This is a genomic window from Cupriavidus sp. 05N38 (assembly GCF_056397345.1).
The window spans coordinates 83444-101355 of the sequence record NZ_JBFTNF010000006.1 but is presented as its reverse complement, the minus strand read 5'-3'; the positions used below and the strand labels follow the sequence as shown (position 1 = coordinate 101355).

General features: G+C 63.3%; 31 protein-coding genes. 13 read left to right on the top strand and 18 right to left on the bottom strand.

What is annotated here, in order from left to right; genetic code table 11:
- The first annotated feature begins 3 nt into the window (after nt 1-3).
- A complete protein-coding gene (locus tag AC1DK4_RS06845; protein WP_441616412.1) occupies nt 4-942 on the top strand; it encodes a toll/interleukin-1 receptor domain-containing protein in 939 nt (312 codons plus the stop codon).
- 3 nt (nt 943-945) lie between these two features.
- On the opposite strand, the gene AC1DK4_RS06840 is transcribed toward AC1DK4_RS06845, so the two are convergent.
- Genes AC1DK4_RS06840 through AC1DK4_RS06830 form a run of 3 tightly spaced genes read right to left on the bottom strand, consistent with a single transcriptional unit; the run spans nt 946 to nt 2272 of the window.
- Nucleotides 946-1647, bottom strand: coding sequence for a tyrosine-type recombinase/integrase (locus AC1DK4_RS06840; protein WP_441616410.1), 702 nt, complete (start codon nt 1645-1647; stop codon nt 946-948).
- On the bottom strand, nt 1644-2048 hold the full coding sequence (locus AC1DK4_RS06835) for a hypothetical protein (protein ID WP_441616408.1): 405 nt from the start codon (nt 2046-2048) through the stop codon (nt 1644-1646). Before AC1DK4_RS06835 ends, AC1DK4_RS06840 begins: the two co-directional genes overlap by 4 nt.
- On the bottom strand, nt 2045-2272 hold the full coding sequence (locus AC1DK4_RS06830) for a DUF4224 domain-containing protein (RefSeq protein WP_441616407.1): 228 nt from the start codon (nt 2270-2272) through the stop codon (nt 2045-2047). The genes AC1DK4_RS06835 and AC1DK4_RS06830 overlap by 4 nt, the downstream gene beginning before the upstream one ends.
- 171 nt (nt 2273-2443) lie before the next feature.
- On the opposite strand from AC1DK4_RS06830, the gene AC1DK4_RS06825 reads away from it, so the two are divergent.
- Complete coding sequence (locus AC1DK4_RS06825) at nt 2444-2665, top strand: hypothetical protein (RefSeq protein WP_441616405.1); 222 nt, start codon at nt 2444-2446, stop codon at nt 2663-2665.
- Between the two features lie 14 nt (nt 2666-2679).
- On the opposite strand, the gene AC1DK4_RS06820 is transcribed toward AC1DK4_RS06825, so the two are convergent.
- Nucleotides 2680-3540 carry a DNA adenine methylase gene (locus tag AC1DK4_RS06820; protein WP_441616403.1) on the bottom strand — a complete coding sequence of 287 codons (861 nt, stop codon included), beginning with the start codon at nt 3538-3540 and terminating at the stop codon, nt 2680-2682.
- Nucleotides 3541-3574: 34 nt separating this feature from the next.
- On the opposite strand from AC1DK4_RS06820, the gene AC1DK4_RS06815 reads away from it, so the two are divergent.
- Nucleotides 3575-4255: a hypothetical protein gene (locus AC1DK4_RS06815; protein ID WP_441616401.1), complete on the top strand. Its 681-nt coding sequence runs from the start codon at nt 3575-3577 to the stop codon at nt 4253-4255.
- Between the two features lie 20 nt (nt 4256-4275).
- Here the strand turns inward: AC1DK4_RS06815 and AC1DK4_RS06810 are convergent, their stop codons facing one another.
- The 12 genes from AC1DK4_RS06810 to AC1DK4_RS06755 form a co-directional block, all read right to left on the bottom strand.
- On the bottom strand, nt 4276-6066 hold the full coding sequence (locus AC1DK4_RS06810) for a DNA cytosine methyltransferase (protein WP_441616399.1): 1791 nt from the start codon (nt 6064-6066) through the stop codon (nt 4276-4278).
- Entirely contained in the window at nt 6063-6386 is a 324-nt protein-coding gene (locus AC1DK4_RS06805) for a hypothetical protein (RefSeq protein ID WP_441616397.1), read from the bottom strand. The genes AC1DK4_RS06810 and AC1DK4_RS06805 overlap by 4 nt, the downstream gene beginning before the upstream one ends.
- A 2-nt stretch (nt 6387-6388) precedes the next feature.
- Nucleotides 6389-6892 carry a hypothetical protein gene (locus AC1DK4_RS06800; protein ID WP_441616395.1) on the bottom strand — a complete coding sequence of 168 codons (504 nt, stop codon included), beginning with the start codon at nt 6890-6892 and terminating at the stop codon, nt 6389-6391.
- A 56-nt stretch (nt 6893-6948) separates the two neighbouring features.
- Complete coding sequence (locus tag AC1DK4_RS06795) at nt 6949-7638, bottom strand: 3'-5' exonuclease family protein (RefSeq protein ID WP_441616393.1); 690 nt, start codon at nt 7636-7638, stop codon at nt 6949-6951.
- Nucleotides 7639-7668: 30 nt separating this feature from the next.
- The gene (locus AC1DK4_RS06790; RefSeq protein WP_441616391.1) at nt 7669-8568 is read right to left on the bottom strand and encodes an ATP-binding protein; all 900 of its coding nucleotides are present in this window, start codon (nt 8566-8568) and stop codon (nt 7669-7671) included.
- Nucleotides 8569-8660: 92 nt separating this feature from the next.
- Entirely contained in the window at nt 8661-8801 is a 141-nt protein-coding gene (locus AC1DK4_RS06785) for a hypothetical protein (RefSeq protein WP_441616389.1), read from the bottom strand.
- Nucleotides 8802-8901: 100 nt separating this feature from the next.
- The gene (locus AC1DK4_RS06780; RefSeq protein ID WP_441616387.1) at nt 8902-9213 is read right to left on the bottom strand and encodes a hypothetical protein; all 312 of its coding nucleotides are present in this window, start codon (nt 9211-9213) and stop codon (nt 8902-8904) included.
- Nucleotides 9214-9250: 37 nt separating this feature from the next.
- Nucleotides 9251-9469: a hypothetical protein gene (locus tag AC1DK4_RS06775; protein WP_441616385.1), complete on the bottom strand. Its 219-nt coding sequence runs from the start codon at nt 9467-9469 to the stop codon at nt 9251-9253.
- A complete protein-coding gene (locus AC1DK4_RS06770; RefSeq protein WP_441616383.1) occupies nt 9466-9819 on the bottom strand; it encodes a hypothetical protein in 354 nt (117 codons plus the stop codon). Before AC1DK4_RS06770 ends, AC1DK4_RS06775 begins: the two co-directional genes overlap by 4 nt.
- 9 nt (nt 9820-9828) lie before the next feature.
- On the bottom strand, nt 9829-10044 hold the full coding sequence (locus tag AC1DK4_RS06765; RefSeq protein WP_441616381.1) for a Maf family protein: 216 nt from the start codon (nt 10042-10044) through the stop codon (nt 9829-9831).
- A gap of 198 nt (nt 10045-10242) precedes the next feature.
- On the bottom strand, nt 10243-10608 hold the full coding sequence (locus AC1DK4_RS06760; RefSeq protein WP_441616379.1) for a hypothetical protein: 366 nt from the start codon (nt 10606-10608) through the stop codon (nt 10243-10245).
- Nucleotides 10609-10629: 21 nt separating this feature from the next.
- On the bottom strand, nt 10630-11382 hold the full coding sequence (locus tag AC1DK4_RS06755) for a S24 family peptidase (protein ID WP_441616377.1): 753 nt from the start codon (nt 11380-11382) through the stop codon (nt 10630-10632).
- Nucleotides 11383-11464: 82 nt separating this feature from the next.
- Here AC1DK4_RS06755 and AC1DK4_RS06750 point away from each other — a divergent pair, with 82 nt between their 5' ends.
- Complete coding sequence (locus tag AC1DK4_RS06750) at nt 11465-11725, top strand: transcriptional regulator (RefSeq protein WP_441616375.1); 261 nt, start codon at nt 11465-11467, stop codon at nt 11723-11725.
- 44 nt (nt 11726-11769) lie between these two features.
- Here the strand turns inward: AC1DK4_RS06750 and AC1DK4_RS06745 are convergent, their stop codons facing one another.
- Both AC1DK4_RS06745 and AC1DK4_RS06740 read right to left on the bottom strand, forming a co-directional pair.
- The gene (locus tag AC1DK4_RS06745) at nt 11770-12012 is read right to left on the bottom strand and encodes a hypothetical protein (protein WP_441616373.1); all 243 of its coding nucleotides are present in this window, start codon (nt 12010-12012) and stop codon (nt 11770-11772) included.
- A gap of 69 nt (nt 12013-12081) precedes the next feature.
- Entirely contained in the window at nt 12082-12279 is a 198-nt protein-coding gene (locus AC1DK4_RS06740; protein WP_441616371.1) for a hypothetical protein, read from the bottom strand.
- Nucleotides 12280-12403: 124 nt separating this feature from the next.
- On the opposite strand from AC1DK4_RS06740, the gene AC1DK4_RS06735 reads away from it, so the two are divergent.
- The 9 genes from AC1DK4_RS06735 (at nt 12404) to AC1DK4_RS06695 (ending at nt 17826) form a co-directional block, all read left to right on the top strand.
- Nucleotides 12404-12751 carry an XRE family transcriptional regulator gene (locus tag AC1DK4_RS06735; RefSeq protein WP_441616369.1) on the top strand — a complete coding sequence of 116 codons (348 nt, stop codon included), beginning with the start codon at nt 12404-12406 and terminating at the stop codon, nt 12749-12751.
- Nucleotides 12752-12819: 68 nt separating this feature from the next.
- Nucleotides 12820-13050: a hypothetical protein gene (locus AC1DK4_RS06730; protein ID WP_441616367.1), complete on the top strand. Its 231-nt coding sequence runs from the start codon at nt 12820-12822 to the stop codon at nt 13048-13050.
- The gene (locus AC1DK4_RS06725; RefSeq protein WP_441616365.1) at nt 13047-14000 is read left to right on the top strand and encodes a hypothetical protein; all 954 of its coding nucleotides are present in this window, start codon (nt 13047-13049) and stop codon (nt 13998-14000) included. Before AC1DK4_RS06730 ends, AC1DK4_RS06725 begins: the two co-directional genes overlap by 4 nt.
- A complete protein-coding gene (dnaB, locus tag AC1DK4_RS06720; protein WP_441616363.1) occupies nt 13997-15391 on the top strand; it encodes a replicative DNA helicase in 1395 nt (464 codons plus the stop codon). The genes AC1DK4_RS06725 and dnaB overlap by 4 nt, the downstream gene beginning before the upstream one ends.
- Before the next feature lie 7 nt (nt 15392-15398).
- The gene (locus tag AC1DK4_RS06715; RefSeq protein WP_441616361.1) at nt 15399-15866 is read left to right on the top strand and encodes a RusA family crossover junction endodeoxyribonuclease; all 468 of its coding nucleotides are present in this window, start codon (nt 15399-15401) and stop codon (nt 15864-15866) included.
- Nucleotides 15866-16513: a hypothetical protein gene (locus AC1DK4_RS06710; protein WP_441616359.1), complete on the top strand. Its 648-nt coding sequence runs from the start codon at nt 15866-15868 to the stop codon at nt 16511-16513. Before AC1DK4_RS06715 ends, AC1DK4_RS06710 begins: the two co-directional genes overlap by 1 nt.
- A gap of 85 nt (nt 16514-16598) precedes the next feature.
- On the top strand, nt 16599-17021 hold the full coding sequence (locus AC1DK4_RS06705) for a recombination protein NinB (protein WP_441616357.1): 423 nt from the start codon (nt 16599-16601) through the stop codon (nt 17019-17021).
- Nucleotides 17018-17215 (top strand): hypothetical protein, encoded by a 198-nt coding sequence (locus AC1DK4_RS06700; protein WP_441616355.1) that lies wholly within the window; start codon nt 17018-17020, stop codon nt 17213-17215. The genes AC1DK4_RS06705 and AC1DK4_RS06700 overlap by 4 nt, the downstream gene beginning before the upstream one ends.
- Nucleotides 17212-17826 (top strand): hypothetical protein, encoded by a 615-nt coding sequence (locus AC1DK4_RS06695; protein ID WP_441616353.1) that lies wholly within the window; start codon nt 17212-17214, stop codon nt 17824-17826. The genes AC1DK4_RS06700 and AC1DK4_RS06695 overlap by 4 nt, the downstream gene beginning before the upstream one ends.
- The last annotated feature ends 86 nt before the right edge of the window (nt 17827-17912 follow it).

Genomic DNA, 17912 nt, shown 5'->3' with positions numbered 1-17912 from the left:
TCGATGTCTTGGACCGACTACACGCACGCGAAAGTCTTTGGTACCGTTGTCTTTCGTCCCTACTCGGACACCCTCGCCGAAATCGAACGCCATCTGGATCAAATGCTGGGTGGTCACCCGGATATAGCGCGAGGCTACATTCCCCTCCATAAACGGGATCTGATCTTTTGTTTTGGTGATCAAGGTTCTCTCCTCGTCGTTTCGGGCGGTTCATCACGTCATATTCCGACGCATATTGCCGGTCCGCTGGCAGAGATCGGCCTAGCCGATGCGTGTCTGGGTGTGGTAGATGACGCTGCTACGCTGCTCGGAGTAGGGGAACTGCCCGAGGATTTCCTGCGGGTCATGCAGCAAATCTCATTCATCGTACCTAAGGTCATCGCTTTGCCGGGCATCGAGTTTTCAGTGCAAGGCGATGGACGGGCGGTCCGTGTGGTTCAAGAGGCTGCTGCAATCTTGTTCGAAGCAGAAAAGGAGAGATACGTGGCAGAAGTTGAGCAGGATCGTCCGAAGCGGATCTTTCTTAGCCATAAGTCTATCGACAAGGGGATCGTCCGGGACGTAGCGAAGACGCTTAGGGAGATTGGACTAGACCCCTGGCTTGATGAGGACATGATGCCCGCCGGAGCGAATCTCGAGCGCGCAATCAAAGAGGGTATGGTGTCTTCATGTGCTGCAGTGTTTTTCGTGACTCCGCATTTCCAAGATAAAGATTGGTTGGCGACGGAGGTTGACCATGCAATGGCCGAGAAGCGAAAAAAGGGTGATCGCTTCGCCATAGTTCCATTGTTGATGCAAACTGAAGACGGGAAGAAGGGGGCAGTGATCGAAATGATGGAGCAGTACCTCCATAAAGATGTTCAGTACCACCAGATCATCAACGAGATCCTGCGAGCCATTCCTATAAAGATGGAACGTGTAGCCTGGAAGGCAGGTCGTTGAGCCCTAGTTCATTCGAGTTCTCGATACCGGCGTGACTCGCTCTAGTGTCCGAGCCTTCGTGTAGTGCGCCGTCATCTCAGCCGTAGTGTGCCCACCGAGTGCTTGGGCCGCTGCGGCACCCTCCGTTCTTCCCTTGTCAGTTAGTGCCTTGGCCCGCAGGTCATGGAAATGCATACCCGTCAGGTGTAATGCATCAGGCTCTTTCCCCACATTCTTGCAGCTAGCCTCATAGCTCTCCAGCGCCCGCTGGCATGCTCGCTTCCAGGCCGTCTGGGCGCCGCTATAGGTGAATTTGCCGCCCGTCTGGGTGCTGATCACGGGGCCGATCGCCTTCACCTTGCCGCCCTTGGCCATGTTCAGCGTGGCTTGTAACTCGGGAGTCATCTCTACGAGCATCCGCACGCCGCTGCTATTCACCGTCTTGGCCGGGTGGAATAGGATGCCTTCGTCGCTCACGTCTGACCACTTCAGCTCGAGCAAATCCCCGATGCGCTGGGCCGTTTGATATGCCAGGTCGATCAGCGCCATGATGGCCAGGCCGGATGGCGTCGACTTCCCGTCCTTGCCAATCTGCGCCGCGGCCCGGACAGCGTCCAGCTCGGCGTCCGTGATATAGCGATCCCGCTTGCCTTCGCTGGCTCCGGCCACCTCCCGAACCGGGTTTCGATCGCACAGCCCCTTGCGCACGGCATAGGTGAAGATCACCGAGAGCAGGGCGCGGTACTGTTGCTGGCGTTCGGCTTGGTGGAAAAGTGCTTATCGAGGAATCGCGCCACATGCCGCGGCTTCACGTCCTCAGGCATCCACTCTCGGTCGAATTCGGCCTTGAGGAAGGTGGCCATGCGCCGATATTCCTCGCGCGTGCCCAGAGCATATTTCGGCAGTTTCTGCACCAGCCATTCATCGATGAGCGCCGGCATGTTGTTCGTCGGCTTGGCATCGGCCTCCCGGCTGAACCGCGCCAGCTCCGTGTAGAGCTTGGTTAGCCCCTCCTCGACACGGCACAGTTTGTGCCACTTCCGCTTGATGTCCACGAACCACCAAGATCCGTGCTTCTCATAGACGCGCGAGGGAAGCGGCGAGGCCTTTTTCCGGCGACCGATCATGCTGCCTTCCTATCCGACGCGAGTTCGGGGCCGCGGCGGCGTTGTTGCTTCTGCGCCGGCTGGCTGCCGACACCCATGATGTGGTGGCGCCAGACGCGCACGCTGCCATCGGGACGGCGGTCCGCCGGGATACCGGCCTTGTTGAGCGCCTCCAGCTGCTCGGCGGCGCGCCGGTAGCCGGTGGCCTCGATGATCTCTTCTTTGCTTAGGGTCAGTGATTCCATCCGCTTCTCCCAGTCCTGCCGGGTTGTTTCGATAATAGAGCGCGCTGCTGCTTCCATACTCACTTCATTGGCAGATACGCATGTGGTTGCTAATTATCGATTTTGAATAATTCGGGATAAATGGCGCTTACTACATCTCAAGTATTCGGGAATGCGGCCGTCAACGGATGCATGACTTCCAAGCCGCTCCATGAACTCCCCTACGACCATCCCCTTCGGGAAGAGGCCCGCAACTTCGAAGACTCCGTTCGCGCGATCCGCAAGGCGAAGGGGTTGAAGAACCCAGAGGACTGCGTGCGTGGCACGCCTGAGTACGATGATGTCGAGGAAGCGTTCCTGACGGAGATGCTCTCGTACCTTCCGCCCGCACCTGGTGAAGACAAGCGGCCTTGAATGAGTAGCGCGCGTCATGCGATCAATTCCATCTGCGCACGCTGCCGCTCGATCGCGGACGAGCATGCCGGGTTGAGCCAGACCACTTCGGTGCGCGCGCGGCCGCCGTCGGCCATATGCCGGCGCTCGTGGCGCTCCCAGTCGGGAAACAACTCGTCGTCGTAGAGGCTGCTGGGGTAGCCGGACAGCACTACCATCGCGCTCGAGCGGCGGAGTACTGCGGCCAGTCGGCGATGGTCGTCGTCGGTCATTTCGTGCCGGTACCCGTGCGTCTTCGCCGATCTGCCCTGGATTGCCGACCTGGTGGTGTGCGCATAGGGCGGGTCCGCGTAGATCAGCGTGCCAGGGTTGTCCATGCGGGCGACCACCTCGATCGCGTCTCGGTTCTCCAGCAGTACTCCCTGCAGGCGCCGCGTGAAGGTCGGGATGGCATCGGGCCAGCGCATCCACTCTGCCGACGGCAGGCCGCGGCCGTCGGTTAGTTTCGACCGAAAACCGGTGCGGCACCCGCGCGTGGCGCTGTCGGAGCCGTGGCCGAAGAACGAGCGGACGATCAACTTGTGCGCGCTGTCGATGTCGTCGACGGCCGGCTCATAGGACCAGTCGAATTCCTCGCGCGAGAAAGGTGTAAGCGACACCCGTCGCTGCAGCTCGAGCGCCTTGTCCTGGTCGCGTAGCACGCGGAACACATTCACCACTAAGCCGTCGAGATCGTTGTAGCACTCGGCCGGCACGCGCTCTTTCTGCAGCAGGATGCCGGCGCCACCACCGTACGGCTCAACATAGCAACTGTGCGCCGGGAAGAAGCTCATCACCCACGGCGCCAGGCGGAACTTGCTGCCGTGATACCGGAGGACGGGGCGGGTTACCGTCATGCTACGATGCCCTCCAAAAAATGGAGGGGTGATCGTGAACCTGCGTGACGATAGCCGTGTGATCATCGGCTGCCTTCTGGGTGGCCTCTTTGGCGGCATCGCTATTGCCACCGCATGGAAGTTCACTTTCAAGCCGGAGAAGGATGCTTGGGACATCCTCACGGCATTGGGCACTATTGGCGCTGTGTTCACAGCCCTCGCTATATCCCTTCTTGATGGGAAGCGGAGGCGCCGAGCAGCGGCCGATCAGGCCAATCTGGTTGCTGCGCGTGCCAGTGTGAGCATCTCGGTTGCTATTCGAGAGATTTCCTTCGCGACTGCACTTCTGGACTTCTATGACGATCCCAAGGACAAGTACAGCAATACCTACGACGTCATCAAAGAACACATCCAGTTGGCCCATATTGATCTCACCCACAGCGATCTCGCAGCCCTGGTTGCGCTTCCAAATCGCTGCGCTCACAGGATTGCACGGGCGGGGGCTCTGTTGCGATATGTCGAGCGAGACATGGGGCGAAACGCGTGGCTCTTCGACCGTTCCGCGCACGCGCTTGCGCAGAGTCCGAGCGGCCGGGTTGACCGCATTGAGCATTGGGCAAATGCGGCACATGATGCTGGGAATTTGCTGGCGGTGGCAAACCGAGAATGTGAGGCGGCTTCGGAACTGAGTGCCCCTATGCCGGATGGTCAGGAGGTCTGGGGAGATCTTGATTGAACCGAATGCGGCATGCATCTTCATACAACCTCCGATTGCTGCGACACCGACAGCGCCACAGCCACCGAGCGCACCCACACCGGCGTGGCCGACAGCATGAACGTCTCGCCCGTCTCTGCCAGCAGCAGAGTGGTGCCCATCACCTCGGCGATCGCCTGCGCGGCGTCCGGCGGCACGGCGTTGCCGATGCGCTCGCGCCAGGCCTGATCGCTCAGACCATCCAACTCGAGATATTCCTCGGGCTCGATCAGCGACTGCAGCGCAGCGAGCTCCAGCGTGGTGAACGGGCGGTGCCACGTGCCATCCAGCGCGCGGATGATCGCCACCAGCTTGTCGTTCACCGCGGGGATGCGCGGATCCGCCACCGACCAGCGGCCGTTGTCGTGGCCGGCAGCTGCTGACACTGCACCGCTCGGCTGTTCCCACGCCACAACGCCGTAGTGCCCGCCGGTCAGGTAGTGGTCGCCCGACTCGCGGCGCATGCCTGGGCGCGGGTCGGCCACGGCATATGCGCCCTGGCCGGTGTCGCTGCGCGCGATGACCGTGCCGGCCGGCTCGTCGAAGCCTGTGATCCGGTACTTGCCCTTGCCTTCGAAGCCCGTCGACGCGCGCGGATCCTGCACGCACTGGCCGGTGCCGTGCGCGCTGGTGACCGCGCCGGCAGCGTCAGCCCACGGCACGATGCGGAACTCGTTGTTGTGCTTGGCCGGGCCTGCGTGGCGAGGATCGGCGACGCTGAACGTGCCCTGGCCAGGGTTCGTGCCGGCAGTGATGGCGCCGGATGCTTCTGCCCAGCGCAGCACGCCGTACTGCTGGTATTGCGCAGCGTTCGCCGGGCCGCGCGGATCCGCGATCGAGAACGTCCCATTGCTGGGCAGCGATTCGCCCGCCACCGCGCCGGCGTGCTCTTGCCAGCCAAGCACACCCAGCGCGCCGTTGCGGCGCTCCGGCATGATCAGGTAGTCGCGCAGGTGGCCGTCTTGCACCTCCAGCTTGTTCAGACTGCGCCAGTCGCTACCGGCCTCCACGAATGCCAATCGCACCCAGGTCTTCCACTGCAGCGACGGAACGCGATGCATCGGGCCACCAGGCTGCGCGCCAGGCATCGGCATGCGGCCGAGCACCGTACCGACACCCTGCAGGCGCTTCAGCGGGGGCTCGTACAGGAATGCCGGGACCTTCTCCATGTGCCGCGCGACCAGCAAGAACCGCTTGCGGCTCTGCGCCAGACCGGCCAACTGGCCACAGTCGTGCGTGGTCTCGTTCACGGCATAGCCGTAGTGGCGCAGGATCTGGTTGATCTGGTCGAGCAGATGCCGGCCACGCGTCGCCAGCCGCGGCACGTTCTCGAACACGATCAGCTCGACCGGATCATCCTTCCATGCCTCGCACATCAGCCAGACGCAGCGCAGCGTCAGCTCGTTGAGCGCCTGGTACTTCGGCGTGCGGCTCAGCGCTTCCGACAGCAGGCCGGACGCGCCTTTGCACGGCGACGAGATGAACACGCAGTTCGGGCGCTCGTGTCCCGCTGCGCGCTTGATGTCATTCGGCGTCGCCTCACGCCAGCCCGCCGGCGGCTCTTTGCCGTGGAAGGCGGTGAACATCTCGCGCGTGAAAAGGTCCATCACCGTGCACGGCACGCCCACTAGCTTCTCGAAGTCGCGGGCAGCTGCCGGGTCGACATCGATGCCGCCGATGCACTTCCAGGTGGCGACCATGTTGCCGACCTGCGAAGCGGCCTTCTTGAAACCCTTGGCGCCGCCGCCGAGGCCGCAGCAGAAACCGAATGTCTTGTACTCGCGGCGGATCATGCCTTGTCCTTGTTGTTCGTTGTGAGCGTTGCCAGCAGCTCCGACTCCGGGCCGTGCTTCACCCAGCGCGAGAGCGCCTGCATCGGGTTCTTGGCCGCGCCGGCCTTCAGCGAGTGCGCCAGGCGCTCGATCTGCTGCATGCGAGTGCTCAGCACCAGGTTGCGTTCGCGCGCCACGTCGAGCAGCGATCGCGTCTCGGCCAGCTGCTGACGCAGCTCGGCGTTCTGGCGCTTCAGGTCGGACGAGTCGCGCGCGAGATCGACGACGTCGCCGTTCAGTCGGTCGGCCGCGCGGACCGGGGTGCGTAGGGGCCAGTTCATGGTTACGCCGCTTCCTTCAGCTCTTCGGGCTCGTCGTAGGAGAGGCTCATGTGCACCTCTTGGCCGAGCAGCTGGAGAATGCGCGCGGTGGTCGTCTCGTCGGGGTGTGCCTGCACGCGGAAGTTGATGAAGACGGTGCCGCCCTCTTGGAAGTCGAACGACAGCTTGTTGACCTTGGCGTCGTCGAGTTCGATGTCATCCTCAGCGCGCACGCCGCTCAGGATGGTCAGCTTCTGGTGCTCCCAGTTGCCGTCCCACTTCACCGTGCCCAGCGCCGGATTCTTCAGGTTCGGCAGGTAGCCGGCATCGGTCACCAGGCTGCCCTGCACCGACTCTTCCTTGTGATAGAACGAGGCCTTCAGCGTGGGCGAGAACTGCGCGAGCAGGTCGTTCGATACGCGCGCCTGGAGCTTCAGGTCCACGCCCAGCACGTTGTCGTCGCCGTGCTTCTCGTTGCGCGTGTTGATGTGCAGGATCTTGGTGAGTTGGTTTTCGAGTTCGAGCATGCTGGGCTCCGGTGGTGGGAGGGAAGGGCCGGGAACGCGCCGGCCAAAGGGGGCGTTTAGGCTGCTTGGAACGTGAGCCGCTTGTAGACGGAGCGAGCGCGCGCGACGTCGTCGGCGCAGTACTCAACCACCTCGGGCAGACGGCCGGCCTTGACGTAGTCCCAGACCTTGGAGCCGTCGATGTCGCCCTTGCCTGAGAAGCCGAAGACCTGGCACAGCTTGTCCAGCTTCACCGTGCCGCGCGCGCCGGCCCAGCGCGTCATCGTGTCGAACACGGTCTCATCCCACGGCTTCGCGTGGAAGGGAATGAACGCTGGCGGGCGCTCGCCGAAGACCACCGCGCGCTGGAAGATGAAGCGCAGATCGAACTCAGTCACGTAGTGCCCGACGAAGCACGGCGGACGATTGCGGCTCGGATCGTAGTTCTCGTTCAGGTACTTGAAGAACGCCTGCAGCACGGTCCTCTCTTGCGCCACCACGGCGTCGACGGTCGGCTCCGACGCATGGAACGTGGCGGGCGGGTAATCGTCGAACGCGACGCTGATCACAGCCAGGTGGCCGAGGGCGCCATCGAACGACGTCTTGCGCCAGGCTTCTTCGACGGCAGCCGGCTTGCTTTCGGCTTCCCACTTGGCGATGGTCTCCGCGCTCTTATAGTTGCCGGGCGGCGTGATGTCCTTGGCAATGGCTGCGCGCACGGCGGGGTGCTGCGCGGGGATGGTCTCGATGTCGATGGTGATGATCATGGTTCTAATCCGCTGACTTGAGGGGAAGGGTTACGCCGCTTCGGCGTGGGGTTCGAGTTCGGCCTTGCGCTTGTCGTAGGACGCTTTGATGTCGTTGCGCTGGACTGCAGTAGCCTTGGGCCAGAGCGTGCCGAAGACGGTCTTCAATTCGTCCAGGTTGGCGCACTCACGCAACGTCAGGAGTGCGTCATCGAGGTCGACGGTGTCCTGGGGCAGCGCGGCATCTGCGGACGGCTCCGGCAGCTCGACACCGCTTTCCAGCCACTCAACGAGCACCTTCCCTGTTTCCTCGCTGATAGGCTTGGCGTCGCCGCGGAACAGGCCCGTTCGGTCCTTGGATGCATTGGCGTAGTGACCGTCGTGCACGATGTCGAGGACCACGGTGAACTCGTATTCGAAGCCGTCGCGCTGCTCGGTCTTCATCCCGAGCTTCGCCACCTTCTTGCGGCCGTTCTCTTCCACCTGCGCGGTCTCGGTCTTGCTGCGGCCTGTCGCGATGATGTGCATGCGGGACTGCAGCATGGCGTCGATGAAAGCGCGGTGGCGGGGCGTCAGCTCGTTCCAGGCGCTCCACGAGTTGCCGCGGAACTTTGCCGATGCGACCTGATCGACCAGCTCCAAGATGCCGCCGGAACCGCTCCACTCGTGTGTGGTGGAGTCGACGATCAGCACGTCATATCCTGCTTTCTCGGCTTCGCGGATGGCGGCGATGTAGCGCTCCGGGGTGAACGGCGGTGCGAGTTCCATCACATCGAAGTCGGCGACGTGGCTGTAGAGCGACGCGCTACCGTTCTCGGTGTCGATGCATGCGACGCGTCCGCCCAGGCCACGCGCGATCATCAGCGCGCCGAGCGTCTTACCCGAGCCCGAGGGGCCGGTCAGTGCCAGGCGAAGCTTCGCCTTCTTCCGCACTGCTTTCGTGAATGCCATGATTGGTCTCCTGGTTGGATTGGGTGGGAGCTGCCTCTGCCTCTTCTTGCTGGCCGAGGGACTGCCAGTACTGGATGCCGCCGTCGTCCATGTCAGCCTCCTGCAGCGAGCGCGACGGTGAGCCACCACACGATGCCGGCGGCCAGGCCGAAGCCGATGGCACCGGCCCATTGCTTGCCGCTCGAGCACTTCGCGACCGCCAGCAGTGCGTTTGAGCGAGGGTCGTAGATCACGCCAGCAGCTCCTTCGCGGCCATCACCGTGGCGTAACCGACGGCAAGCCAGAAGGCCACGGCCAGCGCGCGGTTGTTGCGGTCGATGCGGGCGCGATCCATCAGAGCGGGCTCGCGACGGACTCGGCCGGCGTGTACTCGATGGCCTGCAGCGACTGGATCTGCTCGTTGATTTCCTTGATGCGCTTCGCCAGTTGCGCGCGGATCTTGTCGCGCTGGCGCTCGAGCATCCGGATCTGCTCGGTGATGACGTCAAAGCCGTCCGGCAGATCGAACGTCAGCGTGTGGCGACCGATCGTCATGTAGCCGTGTTCGATCATTTCGACGGTCGACCACGTGTAGTCGATCTTGTCGCTCCACGAGTTCTTTTGTCCGAGGATGAAGCCCTGCACTTCGATGGTCTGGGTGGTCATGGAGGTCTCCTGGCCCGCGTCGCGCGGGCGGGTAGGGTTACGCGGCGAGGCGGTCTCGGCCTTCGATGGCGCTCAGCAGCTGGTACGCGTGGCCAAGAACTTCGGCCTTGTCGATCGAGTTCCAGACGACACGCTTGGCCGATGCGGCGATGTAGTTGCGCAGCAGGCGAGCGGCTTCCGGCTTCTTCGCCAGCCCATCGAGATATGCGCGCTCGGCCTGTGTGCCGTAGGCGATGTTGTCGGTGTCGGTGCTCATGCGACGCTCCGGGCGGCATCGATCCGGTCGCACAGGTCCTGCTCGGCGTGCGACTGGCGGATAAAGGCGCGGGCTTCTGCGCGCTCTTCGGCCAGCGACTCGGCGGCCTGCAGTTCGAGGTGCTGAACGAAGTTCGAATCGAGGTAGTCCAGCAGCTCACCGTTCTCGCTGCCGTCGTCGTTGACCGCGCGGATGCTCGCGGCTGCGAAACGAGGGGTCTGGCCGAAGCCGGGCGTGGTGAGCTCGCCGGACACGGACCATGCGTAGCCGGCGGCCGTCACGATCACACGTGCTTCATCGGTACGCTGCGTGCCTGGAAAGATCCGGGCGAAGGATTTGAGGGTCGGCATGGCGGCTCCTTAAGCGATGGCCAGGAGACCGAGGTCGTGCAGACGCTCGGCAGCTTTCGAGCCGGCGGTGACGAACTCGCAGAACGTGTTCAGGACTTGCTCGTTCCGAGCGCGCAGGGCGCAGGCGACGTCCGGAGGCGACATGCCGAGCTTCTCAGCCGTGGCTTCCACGGCTTGCTCTCGGATCAGGTCTGCCATCTGGGGCAGGGTGAGGGTGCGGGTCACTGTCGTCTCCATCGGTTGGGGTGTCGATGGAGATCATTCTACAAATAAGTTTGTAGTTAGCGCAAGGAGAATCTACAAATAAATATGTAGTCCTACAAACGAAAAGACGCGCACCGAAAGAGGGCGCGGGTGGTGGGGCAAATTGAGGTGTAAAAAAAGCCCACCGCAGAGGGTGGGCTCGACTTGATTGCGCGATGGTTACTGCGCAAGCACGGCTGGCTCGCAGCTCTTAATCGTAGTCATCCAGGCTTCGTTGAAGCCGATGGTCGAGTAGACCTTCATCTCTGTCGCCTGCGGGCCCGTCGCCGAAAACATGAACGTGGCGAAGGTGCCAAGGTCATGGTTCCAGGTGATGAGTGCCTCTTTGCGCGCCTTGTCGTTCGATAGCTTGATCTGGCCCGGCTGGCCCGCACGGATCTGACGCGCCTCGATGCATTGCGCGACCTCTAGGTAATCCCCGCGCAGCGTTTCGGTGCGCACCGGGGTCTGCTTGTCCAGGTCGTGCATGGTCATGCAGCCGGCCGCGCCAGCCGCAACGATGGGAAGTAGCAGAAGTGCTCGCATGTGGGTCTCATTGTCCGCGCTTTACAGGCGCGTCTTGATCTTTCGCGCGGGAACGGGGTGCGCGATGTAATAGACCCAAGTCACGTCTTCCAGGTCGTAGGTCAGAACTTGGGGGTCGTTATAACTGCCCAGGCGAAGGCCGGCGCGGCGTGAGAGTAGGCGCTTGATCATCGTCTCGCCGGTAGCCAGACGCACGAGCACATCGTCCTCAATCTCTGGCTCGGTGCCGGGTTCGACAAGTGCAAATTCGCCGGGATTGAACCGCGGCACCATCGATGTCCCGACAACTGGCGTCAGGAATGCATGGGGGTCCGGACTTGCAATCTCTGCGTACTGATCTGTTGCTCCCACTGGGTAATCACCATCCGTCCAAATACGATCAGGAAGGCCCCCCGTTGCCCTCCCCACAACAAACACGCGCCTGAACTTCGCTGTGTCCGCCGGGTAGCTGAGCGGAGTCGGCTGGGGTGCACTTGAAGGCTCATTGTAAGCCTCGGTTGTCACAGGATTGTCACCCGCCTTTGGAGGGGTGCTCCTCACCTTCGGCTTATTCGGGCCGCCGTAAGCGAGCCAGTTGACGTCGCAATTGAGCACCTCTGCGAGGCGGACGGTGTACTTGCTGGACCGGGCGTTTTTGTTGGGGTCCAGCAGGTGCTGGATGTTCTGAGGCTTGCATCCATGACCGACTCGGCGTGCGAGTTCGCTTTGATCGGTGTGAGGGTCGAGGCCCGCGCATTTCATAGCCCAGGCGAGTCGTTCGGCGTACGTGTTCATAACAAGGCATTTTGTAGCCTTGCCTTGCAAAAAGGTTTGTAGAGTGCTACAAATACGTTTGTAGACAACGCGCTCACTCACCATGACCGAAGCCCTCTCTGGCCCGCTCGACATCGCCATTTCAATTGCTGGATCGCAAACGAAGCTCGCAGCTGAGCTCGGCGTCTCCCAGCAAAACATTTCCAATTGGGTGAAGTCTGGCATCCCCCAAGACAAGCGACCCGTGATCGCACGGAAGCTGGAGCGACTCACCGGCGGCCGAGTGACCCGCCAGATGGTCTGCCCCGACGACTGGGCGGAAATCTGGCCGGAGTTGGCAGATGTCCCAGCCCATCCTGCCTGACGGGGAGACGACGATGCAAAACCAGAGGGTCGTTGCGTGCCTGCTCAGTTCGGCTGATCCGGATTCTGAGGGGCGAGATTCGCCATCGCCTGAAGTTGTCCGGCTTGTTTGGAAAGGTCTTCTAGCAAGGCGGGAAGCAATTCTCGCGGGATCGCAATCCACGGCGTTGCGTACAGATCGTCGTCGCCAGGGGTCGGAGTGAATTGGATCCTGAGTTTGACCGAATCGAGCAGTGGCTCCAGTTCGGTCTGGAAGTTTGAGTAATAGGTAACGGTGTTTTGGTCCATACGTCGCCTCCAAGGCTGTCAATCGGTGTGTGAGAGCTTCGATTGTAGCCACGGCGACGGATGGGCCTCCTAACTCTCCGGGTCCTCTTTGGCGACCTGAACCATGGCCTGCGTCCCGATCAGCTCTTTTCTGAACGCCGTCATCCAGGGATCGCCAACGACGATCGGTCCGCTGCACAAGCGGCAGGTCTTGGCAGCGGCGGGGACGTCCGTCTGGTTTCCGCAGCTCGCGCAGTGCGGGATCTCGATGGGCTTGGATTTGGGCATGGCCGGGTTCCATGTGGTGACGTAGGGAAAGTTTAGCGGGCATCGCTCTGATGCCTTTCTTTTTACGCAATGCCCAACCGGTTATTCAACCGGTTACGCGATGAATTTTCACTAAGGAGGCTGTGTGGACGAACTCAGGCTGCTGGGCGGTGTGGTCAACGGGCCGGCGTTCCTGCCAGCCGAGATCATCGACGGGTGCGCCTCGTATCGCCAGGCGGTGCGGGCGTCATGGCTGCATCGCCGGATCAACGCGATGACCCAGCGCACGCTCGCCGAGCGGACCGAGTGCTATGCGTCCCACGTCTCCGACTACCTGCATGCCGACGACCGGTCCACCCGCCGCAACCTACCTGCCGAGAAGCTGAACTTGTGGGCGGCTGCCGTCGGGAACTGGGGCGTCCAGCAGTGGCTGATGCATCAGGCGAAGTTGACGCTGATGGAAGAGGTGATCGCAGCTCGCGCTGCGGCTTGAGCCTGGAGCGCCTCAAGGCGCCCGGGATGCGGTAACGGCAGTACTTGAACCGGACATCCGGGGGAATCATGGAACAGCTCTCTGGCCAGCAATGGCCCAGGCGGCGCGCCAGCGGCAACGGCCGGCGCCGCGTCATCACAGCGGCCGCGCTGACCGCGGCGGATCGCCTGAAGTCTCACATCGACGAGCTCTGCCACCGCATGACCGTGGCCGACTCGCGCGCCGTGCGCATGCAGCTCTGCGTCGAGCTGAAGCAGGCCATCGCTGAGCACCTGGCATTGTCCCGGAGCACAGCATGACCAAGGACGGGCAAAAGAGTGCGCCGAAGAACCGCTATCGCAAGATCGAGGTCCGCATGTGGGGTGACGAGCGATTCCGCGCGTTGTCACCTTTGCAGCCTTGCGGTCAAGGCCTGTGGGTATTCCTGCTGACGGGCCCTCATACCGGGCCGATCCCCGGCCTATTCCGAGCCGGCCGGGCAGCCATGGCGGAGGAACTCGACTGGGACGTCGAAGCCTTCGAGGAAGCCTTCGGGGAAGTCTTCCAGCAAGGGATGGCGAAAGCTGATTGGAAGGCTAAGGTCGTGTGGATTCCAAAGGCGATCCAGTGCAATCGCCCGGAGTCCCCCAACGTGGTGCTGTCCTGGGGCGGAGAGTGGGACCTGATTCCCGAGTGCGACCTCAAGCGGGAAGCCTATGAAGCGCTGAAGGCCAGTATTTACGGGCTTGGAGAGAGTTTCGCCAAGGCTTTCGATAAGGCTTTCGGTAAGCCTTCCGAGAAGCCTTTGCCTATGCCATACGGTAAGACATGCGCTAATCAGGAGCAGGAGCAGGAGCAGGAGCAGGAGCAGGATAAAAGAAGTAACCCTGACGGGTTACTCGTCGACAGCGAGTCCGCTGCCGACTTGACCCTAATCGCCGGCGGGGCAAAGACCACCCGCCCTGACTGCCCGCATCAGGAAATCATCGGGCTCTACCACGAGCTGCTGCCGATGGGCCGTGCGGTTCGTGACTGGACGCCTGCTCGAGCTGCCCATCTGCGCACCCGGTGGAACGAAGACCCCAAGCGGCAAAACCTCGAGTACTGGCGCCGGTTCTTTGGCTATGTCGCCGGCTCTGCATTCCTGACCGGCAAGGTTTCGCCGCGCGATGGCCGAAAGCCCTTCCTGGTCAGCTTGGACTGGATCGTCAAGGCTGAGAACTTCGCCAAGATCCGCGAGGGGCAGTACCACGAGGACGCAGCAGCATGAACACGCCCGAGGACTTCCCCCAGGCGCGCGCGCTGTTCAGCGTGGAAGCCGAGCAGGCGGTGCTGGGCGGCCTGCTGCTCGACAACAATGCCGTCGACCGCATCAACGGCCTCGACCCGGCGCACTTCTACCGCGAGGACCACCGCGCCGTCTTCGTGGCCATCCTGCAGCTCGTTGTTTCGAACCGTCCTGCCGACGTGGTGACCGTGTTCGAGCGCCTGCAGTCGGAAGGGCGGGCCGAGCGCGTGGGCGGCCTGCCGTACCTCACCGAGCTGGCGCATCGCACGCCCAGCGCCGCGAATATCTCGCGCTATGCCGAGATCGTGCGCGACCGCGCCATGCTGCGCGAGACCGCCAGCGCAGCGCGCAAGGTGCTCGAGATGGTCGAGACCCCGAGCGCATTGAAGGGCGCGGAGATCCTCGATCGCGCACAGGCACTGCTGTCCGGCCTGGCGCAAATCGGCGTGCGCCGCGAGCCCAAGATGCTGCGCGAGCTGATGGCCGAGTTCTGCGATGCCGTCGACGCCCGCGCTCACGGCAGCGGCGAGACGGCGATCTCGACCGGGCTGGATTCGCTCGACCGTGCACTGAACGGCGGCCTGCGCCGGGGCAACCTGGTGATCGTCGCCGGCCGGCCTTCGATGGGCAAGACGGCGCTGACCACCGACATCGGCCTGAACATCTCGACCGACTACGGCGTGCTGCTCCTGTCGATGGAGATGTCCGACCAGGAGATCGTCGCGCGCTCGGTGGCCAGCCGCGGCGACATCGCGCTGTCGCACCTGTTGGGCCGCCTCAACCCGAACGACACCACCTCGTGGCAGAAGCTGACCGCATCGATCCAGCACATCGACGGGCTCAACTTTGCGGTCGACGACTCGCCTGCGCTGACGCTGCTCGAGGTGCGGATGAAGGCGAAGGCCCACCAGCGCAAGCACGGCCTGGACGTGCTGATCGTCGACTACCTCGGCCTGATGACTGGCGGCGAGGAAAAGATGCGCACGCAGCAGATCGGCGCCTACTCGCGCGGGCTGAAGGCGCTGGCCAAGGAACTGAACGTGCCGGTGGTGGCGCTCGCGCAGCTCAGCCGCAAGAACGAAGACCGCCCGGACCGGAAGCCGATCCTGTCCGACCTGCGCGACTCGGGCGACATCGAGCAGGACGCCGACGTGGTGATGTTCGTGCACCGGCCGGAGATGTACGAGCCGAACAACACCGAGCTGAAGGGCTACGCCGAGGTGCTGATCCGCAAGCAGCGCAACGGCGCGCTCAGCGACGTGCCGTTGCTCTACCGCGGCGCCGTGACCAAGTTCGAAGAATGGACCGGGCCGCTGCCGATGCTGTCGGCGGGCCCGGCCGTGCGCAAGCGCGGCATTGCCGCAGACCTGTGAGGAAACCATGACCCAGATCATCCTGACCCTGCCGTATCCCGTGAGCGCCAACCGCTACTGGCGCACCTACATGCCCAAGGGCTTCAAGGCGCCGGTGACGACGCTGAGCCAGGAGGCCAAGGATTACAAGACCGAAGTGGGCTGGCTGGCCAAGGCCGCCGGCGTCCGCGCGCCGCTGGCCTGCCGCGTTGCCATCGCCTACAGGCTGTTCCCGAAGCGCCCGCTGGACTGGCAGAAGCGCATGGCCAAGGACCCGCTGCATTGGGACGACGGCGTGCAGTGCATCGACTTGGACAACGCGCAGAAGGTGCTACTGGACGCGCTGAAGGGTGTGGTGATCCAGGACGACGGCTGGCAGGTGCGCCGGATCTCCGCCGAGCGGGCAGAGCCGGACGGCGACGCGCGCCTGGTGGTTACGATCACGCCGCTCATGACGGACTCGCCGCAGGCTGGACTGTTCGGGGAGGCAGCGTGATGGACACCGAACCGAAAGCCACTGTCGCGGAGCTGCTGCACGCCGCCTTCCTCCGCGGCGAGAAGATCGCGCCGCCCGAGTTCGCCAAGCGCATCGGAGTCTCCCGGGTGGCGGTGTGCAACGCTCTGAGGGAGCACTTCGCCGGGCTGCTCCGGGAAGAACAACCCAACGGCACCAGGATCGGCGGACTGCTGGTTTGCATCAGCATGGAGGAAATGCGGAACTGGAAGCCGCGTTCGCGGCCGGCACCAGCACAGTCCGCGCCGGCCGTGCCGCTCTCCCAGGCGCTGCGAGCCGCCTTCCTGCGTGGCGAGAAGGTGGTGGCCTCAACGTTCTCCGAGCGCGGCGGCTACACGCGCCAGGGGACGAGCGATGCACTCAAGCGGATGAGCCAGCGCGGGATGATCTCGTTCGAAATGGTGCGTCCCAATGGGCGCGGCAATGCGGCCATGGTCTGGACGTGCATTGATGAGAAGGCGATGCAGGCCTACCAGCCGATGGAGCCAGGGAAGCACGTTCGCTTTGTGGGTGGTGGCGCAGGATTCTCCGCGCTGCTCGACGTGTGGGGCATCGAGCTGGTCGACATCGCGCTGCCCTGTGTGCAGCACCGCATCGATGTGCCTGAAGACGAGATGGAGGTGTCCTGATGGACGATTACATGATGGGCTGGGTTGTCGTGGTGCTGGTGCTCATGGGCGGGCTGCTGCTCTGGTCGTGGGGGAGGAAGGGCTGATGAGCACCCTGTACCGCGAGTTCACGCTGAAGAGCCCGGGCATCTGGCCGACGGTTCTGGCGTTCATCAAGGCCAACGCGGCGGCGTTCGCCGAGAAAGGCAAGCCACTGCGGATCATCGTGACGGCCGAAGAGCGTCGGCGCACCACGGAGCAGAACGGCTTCTACTTCGGGCCGGTGCTACGCGACGTCGAGGAACAGGCTTGGATCGATGGGCAGCAGTTCAAGCGCGCCACCTGGCACGAGTACTTCGCCGACCTGTTCGCGCCGAAGGTGGAGATCGCGCTGCCCGACGGCCGGCTCTTCACGCGCCGCAAGTCGACATCGGAATTCTCGGTGGCGGAGTTCAGCGAGTACGTGACTAAGGTCCAGGCTCATGCGGCGAATGAGTTCGGGGTCAGCTTTGACGGGGTCCACGGATGACCCTGCCGGCCCACATGTTCCGGGACCCGGCCGAGGTCTACGAGCGCAACGAGGCGCGCAGCTGCAAGGGCTGCGTCTACGAGAAGACTGCGCGGCTGATGGGCACGACGCACACGGTCTGCACGAAGCTGCTGCGGGGCGGCAAACGAAGGAACCACGGCAAGCGTTGCCAGTTCTACGGGGAGAGGGGATGACGGAAGCGATTTTCAAGACGACGAGCCAGGCGCTCCATGTGGCCTACCTGGTGCTGTCCATGCCGCCGCGGCAGGGCGCGCCATTCCGGAACATGCTGATCCGGCTGCTGGAGGACCTGGACCACCCGACCCGCCAGCAGGATGTATGGCTGCAGCAACTGCGCGGCGTGGCCAGCGGCAGCACGATCAACTTCAGCGGGCTGTCGCCGGACGAGATCCGCGCGCAGTGCAGCATGATCACGGCGGCCGTGCGCGACCGGTTGCCGGAGCCAGAGCGCAACGTCATCTGGGCGCGGTATGCCTACCAGCTCGAGCGCGCCGCCGGCGTGCGTGGCCTGGCCGGCTACTACCAGGGCCTGATCGGCGTGGGCAACGACTTGGCCATGCTGGCGCTGGTCTGGCGTCGGTACGCGGGGCGGGAGAGGGCGGATCAGGATTTCTCGTTCCGGCAGATCGCGGCCGAGTGCGGCGGAAGCAAGAGCACCTATGAGCGGGCGAACAAGGTGTTGGTCGCCCACCTGCGGGCGCTGGAGCAGCGGGCCGACGAGACGCTGACGGACAGTTTCCGGGCTCACGGCGTGATCGAGGACGATTCCTTACAGGCAGCTTGAGTTTCTGGGACAGTTGGCATAGTATTTGTCCAGACTCGCCACCAGAGTCACAAAAGCCCGCATGGCTCGCCCAGCGGGCTTTTTCA

Bases quoted from the DNA above. Each gene is read 5' to 3' on its own strand.
- AC1DK4_RS06755 (WP_441616377.1), bottom strand. From the start codon at position 11,382: ATGAACACGTACGCCGAACGACTCGCCTGGGCTATGAAATGCGCGGGC.
- AC1DK4_RS06705 (WP_441616357.1), top strand. From the start codon at position 16,599: ATGAGCACCCTGTACCGCGAGTTCACGCTGAAGAGCCCGGGCATCTGG.
- AC1DK4_RS06805 (WP_441616397.1), bottom strand. From the start codon at position 6,386: ATGAACTGGCCCCTACGCACCCCGGTCCGCGCGGCCGACCGACTGAAC.
- AC1DK4_RS06820 (WP_441616403.1), bottom strand. From the start codon at position 3,540: ATGACGGTAACCCGCCCCGTCCTCCGGTATCACGGCAGCAAGTTCCGC.
- AC1DK4_RS06830 (WP_441616407.1), bottom strand. From the start codon at position 2,272: ATGGAATCACTGACCCTAAGCAAAGAAGAGATCATCGAGGCCACCGGC.
- AC1DK4_RS06825 (WP_441616405.1), top strand. From the start codon at position 2,444: ATGACTTCCAAGCCGCTCCATGAACTCCCCTACGACCATCCCCTTCGG.
- AC1DK4_RS06835 (WP_441616408.1), bottom strand. From the start codon at position 2,048: ATGATCGGTCGCCGGAAAAAGGCCTCGCCGCTTCCCTCGCGCGTCTAT.
- AC1DK4_RS06730 (WP_441616367.1), top strand. From the start codon at position 12,820: ATGGAACAGCTCTCTGGCCAGCAATGGCCCAGGCGGCGCGCCAGCGGC.
- AC1DK4_RS06780 (WP_441616387.1), bottom strand. From the start codon at position 9,213: ATGACCACCCAGACCATCGAAGTGCAGGGCTTCATCCTCGGACAAAAG.
- AC1DK4_RS06725 (WP_441616365.1), top strand. From the start codon at position 13,047: ATGACCAAGGACGGGCAAAAGAGTGCGCCGAAGAACCGCTATCGCAAG.
- AC1DK4_RS06845 (WP_441616412.1), top strand. From the start codon at position 4: ATGTCTTGGACCGACTACACGCACGCGAAAGTCTTTGGTACCGTTGTC.
- AC1DK4_RS06700 (WP_441616355.1), top strand. From the start codon at position 17,018: ATGACCCTGCCGGCCCACATGTTCCGGGACCCGGCCGAGGTCTACGAG.
- AC1DK4_RS06790 (WP_441616391.1), bottom strand. From the start codon at position 8,568: ATGGCATTCACGAAAGCAGTGCGGAAGAAGGCGAAGCTTCGCCTGGCA.
- AC1DK4_RS06695 (WP_441616353.1), top strand. From the start codon at position 17,212: ATGACGGAAGCGATTTTCAAGACGACGAGCCAGGCGCTCCATGTGGCC.
- AC1DK4_RS06710 (WP_441616359.1), top strand. From the start codon at position 15,866: ATGGACACCGAACCGAAAGCCACTGTCGCGGAGCTGCTGCACGCCGCC.
- AC1DK4_RS06745 (WP_441616373.1), bottom strand. From the start codon at position 12,012: ATGGACCAAAACACCGTTACCTATTACTCAAACTTCCAGACCGAACTG.
- AC1DK4_RS06800 (WP_441616395.1), bottom strand. From the start codon at position 6,892: ATGCTCGAACTCGAAAACCAACTCACCAAGATCCTGCACATCAACACG.
- AC1DK4_RS06750 (WP_441616375.1), top strand. From the start codon at position 11,465: ATGACCGAAGCCCTCTCTGGCCCGCTCGACATCGCCATTTCAATTGCT.
- AC1DK4_RS06760 (WP_441616379.1), bottom strand. From the start codon at position 10,608: ATGCGAGCACTTCTGCTACTTCCCATCGTTGCGGCTGGCGCGGCCGGC.
- AC1DK4_RS06715 (WP_441616361.1), top strand. From the start codon at position 15,399: ATGACCCAGATCATCCTGACCCTGCCGTATCCCGTGAGCGCCAACCGC.
- AC1DK4_RS06770 (WP_441616383.1), bottom strand. From the start codon at position 9,819: ATGCCGACCCTCAAATCCTTCGCCCGGATCTTTCCAGGCACGCAGCGT.
- dnaB (WP_441616363.1), top strand. From the start codon at position 13,997: ATGAACACGCCCGAGGACTTCCCCCAGGCGCGCGCGCTGTTCAGCGTG.
- AC1DK4_RS06810 (WP_441616399.1), bottom strand. From the start codon at position 6,066: ATGATCCGCCGCGAGTACAAGACATTCGGTTTCTGCTGCGGCCTCGGC.
- AC1DK4_RS06775 (WP_441616385.1), bottom strand. From the start codon at position 9,469: ATGAGCACCGACACCGACAACATCGCCTACGGCACACAGGCCGAGCGC.
- AC1DK4_RS06740 (WP_441616371.1), bottom strand. From the start codon at position 12,279: ATGCCCAAATCCAAGCCCATCGAGATCCCGCACTGCGCGAGCTGCGGA.
- AC1DK4_RS06795 (WP_441616393.1), bottom strand. From the start codon at position 7,638: ATGATCATCACCATCGACATCGAGACCATCCCCGCGCAGCACCCCGCC.